Origin of the sequence: Mesorhizobium sp. IMUNJ 23232 (genome assembly GCF_044326205.1) — a bacterium.
Classification (GTDB): domain Bacteria; phylum Pseudomonadota; class Alphaproteobacteria; order Rhizobiales; family Rhizobiaceae; genus Kumtagia.
In genome coordinates this window covers 1-7,447 of record NZ_JBIRCY010000126.1, presented here as the reverse complement: position 1 = coordinate 7,447, position 7,447 = coordinate 1, and the positions used below count along the sequence as shown (strand labels likewise).

Here is a 7,447-nt window from a genome sequence, read left to right as displayed (position 1 = left end):
CTCAATAACCCCATGTCGATCACTCCGATGTCCCCCACACGTGCCGTGTGGGAGGAGCTTCAAACATGGGTCAATTCTCGATGGAAAAACCTCCGTCGACTGGGTCACTTCTCAGTGGAAATCAACAGATTTCGGCGTAGGTATTTCCGACTTGCCCTTCGCCAGAAGGTCACGAACAAGAGGCTCGTCGCCGCCGGTGAGGCGCGTGAGCGACTTGACGAATACGTCACATTCGGCCCGCTGGGCGGTCAATGTGGACGCCGAGGAGGCGACCCCGGCCCGGCCCAACGCAAGATCGGAGCTCGACGTGAAACCGGAAGTTTCAGCAGTCTCCATTGCCCGTATCGTCTCGCGTTGCGAGGCAAGCTCACTGGCATAAGCAAAATCAAGTTGCCTGCAGGCACGGTACTGCACGTAGTAGTCCGTCACCTCGGCGCCGAGTGAGACGCGCGCACCGTGCCAGTCAGCGACACGCTCTTGAACGCGAACCCGCGCGGCTTCGCTCCTCTGGCGCGTCTTGCCGAACAGAACGACCTCCCAGGAGGCGTCCAGACTGCCGCTCACAGTCGCGGTGGAGGCAACCCGATTTGCCTTGTCACCGCCCGTGCCCGTGCCCTTCAGCGATCCCGAGCCTCCAAGGCTGGGAAACAGACCCGCTTGCACGGACGTTAGCGTTGCGCGGGCCTTCTTGATCTCCGCCTCGGCGGTCTCGATACTGGGATTTTGCACCTGCGCCACGGTTATGAGGGCAGTCAACGACGGATCGAAAGAGGCCGACCACCACGACACGAGATCGTCGATCCGGCCGCCATGAGGAAGGGTCGAGTGCCAAACGTCCGCGATCTTCACGTCAGGTTTCTGAAGATCGGCGAGAGTCGTGCAGCCCGAGGCGAAAAGACTCGTCACAATACTACCGATGCAGATGGCTTAACGAGACATGCCGCCGCTGACTTCCTTCTATCTTGGCGGCATTAATTCGGATTTGCCATTGCATTGGGTTTTGACTTGTTAAGAGTCTTTGCATTATGGCCGGAACCATCGGTGACTGTCCGGCCATGTCATGGAAGCACGGGGAAATACTGCTTCCTCACGTGCGCCCTGCTCGGATGATAAAGCGCCGCTTCGGAGATGTTTCGAACAAGACTAGCTGCTTTTGGCGCTACCAGCGGCCGGTCTCCTTTTCAGGAATTACTCAGGGGGCTGCGGAATCGACGCGTATACTTGCTCCGGGGCTGATTTGTCTGTCCAGGACGGCGGCGCGCCGACTTGGGAGGCCACGGCGTCCATGAGGAACGGCGACCGGCCAAATTTCTCGCATGCCCGGTATTTTGGCTTTCCGCCAAGGCTAGACATGATCTTCTGCCCGGACGGGAGCCTGGGGAGCCCCTTGTAGGGTGTCTTGCCCGTGATGAGCATCTTGGAGAAATCGTCGCCAAATTTCTCTGCGAGCGAATAGGCATCGCCGACCTGTGAAACGCGCGGACCAGTCAACAAGCTCGCGCCCTTCGCCCACACGAGCGCCGCCACCTGCTTGCCCTCTCTGGTCGTTGCTTCGCCTTCAACGGAAAGCCCGCCAAGTCCGAGTGGAATTCTTGGCACCGGTACAGAGGATTGCGCGATCGTTGCCCCGAGCGCCGCCGCAGTCGACACACCCGCGGCCGTGGTGTTCGTCGGTACAATACGCGTGACTGTCGCATGAACGATCAGATCGGCGTCTTCTCTATTGTCGACGACCTGGAAACGATCGCTGACACCAACGCACAGGCCGCGGCTGACCATGTTTGCGACGAGGGCACGATCCGAAGACTTCTTGATGGATGGCGCAGCCATATCCGAAACCTTGGTCGGCTCGATATAGACCGTCTTGGCCACTTTCACATCCTCGGCCGAAACCATGTAGTTCGCTTTTCGGAAGCGGCTTTTGACCGGAGCAAGGCTCTCGTAAGATGACAGCGAGCTGGCCTGCTCGAGCGGTACGGCGGCACAACCGGTAACGGCCGTTACGAGCAGGCATGGAAAAAGCGTGTGCCTGATCATTCTATGCCTATCGGCTACCAATTCATTTCGGGAATATGCCACTGCGTTCTCCTGTTTTACCGTGGTCGGCGTGGGTTTGGTGAGAGGGAGCACCGCTACTGCCGCTGTTCCGCTGGTTGCACGGCTGCAAGTGTCTTGGTAAATACGGGCCTTTCTTTCCAAAGGCTGCCGTTCGCCATCTCCGCATATCCAAGTCGGTAGACGGCGCGCATGTAGTCGGTGTTGAAAGGATCGGTGACCTTGTAGGGAACCTGAGTGTCGATCGAGGCCACCCGGAATCGAATGCCGTTTTTCTGCGCATAGTCATAGGTTGCCATCAGCGCGCTGCGTGCCTGGGACTTGATCAGTGAGGAATTCGCCCTGGCCATGACAGAGAACGTGTTGTTTCTCGTGGCCAAGAATTTGGGGGTAAGCGTATTGTTGACGATGATGTACATGTTCAGCTTGCGACCTTTCGGCCACACGCCCATCTCCGGGTCTGCCATCCATCCTTCCGGAAAGGTGAGGATTGCGGAAACTGAGCCGCCGTCCGAGTGCATTTCCTCAAACAACTGGTCCCCGGACATGGCCTTGATGAGCACTGCCGGGAAGAGGCCAGGAATGCTCGCCGAGGCGATGATGACATCCTGAAAAAGCTTCAGGGCGTCGGGGCGACCGCTCGCGGCGATGGCGCCCATGTTCCAGATCACCGCTCTTTGGGAGTCGAGATTCGAGGTCAAGACAAGCAGACGCCGGCCCTTGCGATGCTCTGCGGCGATCCTCGCCACAACGTCGCGTGTCAGATACCGCTCGACCATCGCGCGAAGCGGCTCCTGCTTCAGGAGGCTGGCGCCGAGCAGGGCTTGCGGCAGAAAATCGAAGGCGACCAATTCCTTGGCGATGCCACCGGTGTAAAGATCGACGAGTGGCTTGTCGTAAGCCGAGCCGAGGAACGCGTAGGGGGCGATCAGAGCACCCGTGCTGACACCGCTGACGATATCGAATTCCGGCCGATCACCTCTCTCGGACCAGGCTCTCAAAACCCCGACGCTGAATGCGCCTCCGGCGCCGCCGCCCGACATGGCCAGGTAGTTGATTTCCCGGCTTTTTAGCGCGGGCAACCATGCGCGTTCTTCGGGCAGTTTCCCGGTCGCATCCGCGTACATGCGGATATCGCTAAAACCGACGACGCTGGCAGTGGCTGCGACTTTCGGTCCGTATGCGATACGGTCCGGCGCCATACACCCGGCAAGAATGACCAGCATGAAGACCACCATCAGTCGATGCACTGCGAACGCCTCGTAATGGGCTACAGTCCGCGTGAAACATCGAAGTCTCCATCCGCAGTGCAGCATTCCTTCGCGAACGCCTTCTGGGGCCGCGTCGGCGACATTAGTTCGGATTCGTCATTGCCTTGGATTTTGTCTTGTTAAGAATTGTTGCGCTGAAAAATGGCCTAACCCGCGGCGGGTAAGCTGCAGTGCTGCGCATGCCGAGATCAATTGTACGGCAGGCCGCGCTCACGTGGCTGGGGCAAAAACAAACGTGAGAAACTTCGGGTCAGGTCGACATCTCGCAACAAAACTTCACCAAGCGCCTTCATTTCGTCCCAGTTTCGACATTGCGAGGTTTCGTGCCGAGTCTATTCATCCTGGGATCAAGACGGGATGCCACGGATGGCCTATGATGAAATGACGATTGCCGACGTCCTGAGGGATCCATTGATCAGGCAGATGATGAGGGCAGACGGGGTCACCTTGCCGGAGATGGAGAAGTTGCTTCGGCACGTGGCTTCCCGTTTGCAGCAGAAATATTGTTCATCTGGTGCGAAACAACCTGTGTCGACGGCAATCGTATTGTCGCTCTTAGACCGCAAGGCACTGCGTTCTCGATGAGCAGTGTGCCACCGTGCCCCTTGACGACCTCGTCGGCGATTGACAGCCCCAGTCCAAAACCACCGCCGGTGTTTGTTGTCCGCGCCTCGTCTGCTTTGAAGAACGGCTCCAGGATCTTCTCGTGGAGATCTTGGTCAAGGCCAGGGCCATCGTCCCAGACCACGATTTCCACGTCGCCGCGAGAATTGGCTCGCAATTCAATGCCAACCTTCGTACCGAACCTTACGCCATTCTCGACGATATTGGTTACCGCGCGGATAAGGGCCTTTCGCTTGCATATATATACGAACCGATCCAGCCCTACGTAGGCGACGTCGTACCCCAGGTCGCTGAATTCCGACGCGATCGTCTGCAGCAGGCTCGAAATGTCGGCTTTCCGAGGCGCCTCAGCCGTTGCCGTGCTGGTCAGATACTGAAGGCTGTCCTCGATCATGGTGGTGAGCGTGGATATGTCCGCAAGCATCGCCTCCTTTGAGACAGCGTCCTTGGAGCGCTCGACCCGCATTCTCAGCCGTGTCAACGGCGTCCTGAGGTCGTGGCTTACGGCCGTCAGCATCCGTGTGCGGTCATCGACCATCTTGCGAATGCGACGTCGCATATTGTTGAGCGACATCGCAAGCGTGCGGATTTCCTTGGCGCCGGCGGCCGCGAACAATTCCTCCTCGTCACCGTCCAGTCGCAATCTCTTTGCCGCGTCGGCAAATCGAACGAGAGGCGACGTGATCATGGTCCCAATGTAAAGGACTAGGAGTAGCATCGGCAGCATCAGAATGAGGACCTTCGCGATAAACTCAACGATTGCGCTGAATCCCGACGGAGCGATGTCGGCCCCGGAGAAGCCGATTACGAGCGCGCGCAGAGGGTCGAGGCGCACCGCGATCGTGCTGTGTCCTTCGCCTCCTTGAGCATTTTCAAGAACGACCGCTTCGAAATCGGCAGGCAGGACGCGGCGGAGTTCACCTGAGAGGAGATGGTCGTCCGATTGACGGTCCTCTTTACCGTTGACATCAGCCCATGGCAGGACCTTTAACTCGAGACCGAGCGGGGCGCTCGACCTGACGAGATTTTCAACGCCGGATTCGTCTCCGACAGTCCTGAACTGCGTGACGAGCAACTCGATCTGAGCGCCCTTAGCCATGAGCAGCTTTTCATTCTGGAAGATGAACGGCTCCGGCAAAATGGCAATGATGCATATGACGATCGCTGGAACAGGAATCGAGGCGAATACGATGAACTGTAAGCGTATGGAGGCCTTCCAGAACCGATCGATCATAGTGCCGACGCCACCTCCGGGGTAAATATATACCCGCCCAGGCGCACGGTTTTGATGAGTGTCGGATCCTTGTAGTTCGGTTCGATCTTTTGCCGGACGCGGCTGACGTGCACGTCGATGCTGCGTTCGACCGGACCTGCCGAACCAGCATGCGTGCGGGTCAATATCTCCTGCCGCGACATGATCTGGCGGGGGTTGCGGCAGAACACCAGCAGGACATCGAATTCCGCCGTCGTGAGTGACACATTGACACCGTCGCTATCGATCAGCTCACGCGCAACCGGATCGATGCGCCAGCCCGCGAACGTCATCGGCTCTTCGCTATGTCTCGCCGGAATGGAATAGGACGAACGTCGCAGAAGGGCCTTCACTCTTGCCAGAAGTTCCCTAGAATTAAATGGCTTGGTGACGTAGTCGTCCGCTCCCAACTCTAGTCCGACGATCCTGTCCACGTCCTTCGTCATGGCGGTCAGCATAAGGATCGGTATCGTATTCGATGCCCTGATCCGCCGGCATATGCTGAAGCCGTCCTCGCCGGGCAGCATCCCGTCCAAGATGATGAGTTGGAAATCCTTCCTGGCAAGAGCGCGGTCCATCTCGACCGCCGACCCCGCCGCCTCGGCGACGTAGCCTGCATCCTTCATCAGGTCGATTAACATGCTGGTTATATCGCGGTCATCTTCGACGACGAGGATACGAGCTGAAGCGTGAGTTAGGACATCCACTCCGACGTTTCCCATGGGTTCGGCTATCATGAGACCCTCCCACCTCCACCGGCGGGTATCCCGTTTCGCACGACGGTTGTCAGCAAGAATTATGTTTATTTTTGTTGCCGCAGCTCCAAGGCAAGTCGCTGTCGCGCGGCCTGCCGACATTGTTGGAAACTGCTCAGCCAGAATCTCAGCCTATCAGCAAACGATTTTTCCACTATCCGTGCAAGGCTAGTATAGCTTTGCGAGTGGCGTGATTATCTCGTTTCCGTGTAGGTACTGTATAACGCTATACGATGGAATCGGGAGCAGGAATAGGAGAGCGTGCCAAAAGGTCGTGCGCAGGACATGAGGATTGTACGTCACCTGCTCGGCGGTCGACGGTTCGACCAAGATCTCCGGCAATGACGGAAAAAACCTTGGTACGAGCATGACATACGCGCGGTACTCCCCTCGGAAGAAATGTTCCAGCGCCCATTCTTCCCGCCGTATCACATAGCTGAATGCGAGATAGCTGAAGCAGAAAAACACCGCACCCAACGTTATCGACCCGACGGCTAGACCAACCCCCGCCGATCCCACCGTCGAAAAGAAATAAAGGGGATTCCGCGTTCGGGCGTAAGGCCCTGATGTGATCAGCCGTTGATCCTTTTGTCCGCCTATGTGAAGCGCCGCCCAGCAACGACCTGCAATGCAGGTCAAAAGTGTGAGGGCACCGAACTGACGGATTATTTCGTTCCGAACGTCACCATCGATCCACATCGGTTCCGTAAAGAGCAACAACGAAACAAGAATGGGCGAAGATATCCAGAAGAATAGAATGCGCTTACGCTGACGAAAAGCTCGAACATTCTGATCCATCTCCAACTATCACCCTCAACACCGTTCAGCGCGGTCCAGACAATTGTTGCGCAGGCGCCGGCTGATTGACTGGAAGACGTTCCCGCCATCTGCTTGCGGCAGCGCTGTTCGGCGATGTGTGGTGCGATTTGTTATTGCTGTGGGTTTTGTATTGTTAAGAGATGTTGGGAATGCCGGTTAGGATTGGAGCATGGCTGCGAGCAGCCAAGGTTGCTCTCGTCGGTGCCGACATAGTGCCCCCCGAGCACAACCACTTCGTGCGGGAAACTGCTCTACAGCGGTCGCTTAGTCGGCAGCAAATGGCGTGAGGGTGACCGAGTAGGTCCCGCCTCGACCCATCGGGCGGTACTCCCCGCCTGCGGAGGAATGCTCAAGCACGGCAGCGGCAAAGACGTTCGCTCATTGCCTCCATGGGCCGCCAGAAAACGATGCAACCGGAACGGACTAACGCGGGCCGGCGACCGAGGTTGGAGCTCGTTCGTAAGCAAAAGGCGCTTAGACTTTTTTCAATTTCTCTCGGATGAGGGCAAGCGTCTCACGAACGTTCAAATCAGGTTGTTGTCCAAGAGTCAGTCCGGTAACTTTATGATGGATTACAAAGTCTTCTGATCATGAGGCGGATGGAGGCGAGCTTTAGGAAAGCGAGTGCCCTGGCGTTGAGGCATTCCCAGTCCTTGGCCAGGCGCCGACAG

6 protein-coding genes and 1 pseudogene are annotated in these 7,447 nt (G+C 57.5%); all 7 read right to left on the bottom strand.

All coding sequences use genetic code 11. The features are described 5' to 3' along the window. Nucleotides 1-111: 111 nt before the first annotated feature. Nucleotides 112-849 (bottom strand): TolC family protein, encoded by a 738-nt coding sequence (locus ACH196_RS37430; RefSeq protein WP_396651884.1) that lies wholly within the window; start codon nt 847-849, stop codon nt 112-114. Nucleotides 850-1,188: 339 nt separating this feature from the next. Then, a complete protein-coding gene (locus ACH196_RS37425) occupies nt 1,189-2,037 on the bottom strand; it encodes a DUF3313 domain-containing protein (protein ID WP_396651883.1) in 849 nt (282 codons plus the stop codon). Nucleotides 2,038-2,132: 95 nt separating this feature from the next. Beyond that, entirely contained in the window at nt 2,133-3,281 is a 1,149-nt protein-coding gene (locus ACH196_RS37420; protein ID WP_396651882.1) for a patatin-like phospholipase family protein, read from the bottom strand. A gap of 487 nt (nt 3,282-3,768) precedes the next feature. After that, on the bottom strand, nt 3,769-5,184 hold the full coding sequence (locus ACH196_RS37415; RefSeq protein WP_396651881.1) for a sensor histidine kinase: 1,416 nt from the start codon (nt 5,182-5,184) through the stop codon (nt 3,769-3,771). Beyond that, nucleotides 5,181-5,939, bottom strand: a complete 759-nt coding sequence (locus ACH196_RS37410) for a response regulator (protein ID WP_396651880.1) — start codon at nt 5,937-5,939, stop codon at nt 5,181-5,183. The genes ACH196_RS37415 and ACH196_RS37410 overlap by 4 nt, the downstream gene beginning before the upstream one ends. Nucleotides 5,940-6,125: 186 nt before the next feature. After that, the gene (locus ACH196_RS37405) at nt 6,126-6,656 is read right to left on the bottom strand and encodes a methyltransferase family protein (RefSeq protein WP_396651885.1); all 531 of its coding nucleotides are present in this window, start codon (nt 6,654-6,656) and stop codon (nt 6,126-6,128) included. A 682-nt stretch (nt 6,657-7,338) separates the two neighbouring features. Beyond that, nucleotides 7,339-7,447: pseudogene (locus ACH196_RS37400) on the bottom strand (IS5/IS1182 family transposase); the annotation flags it as partial.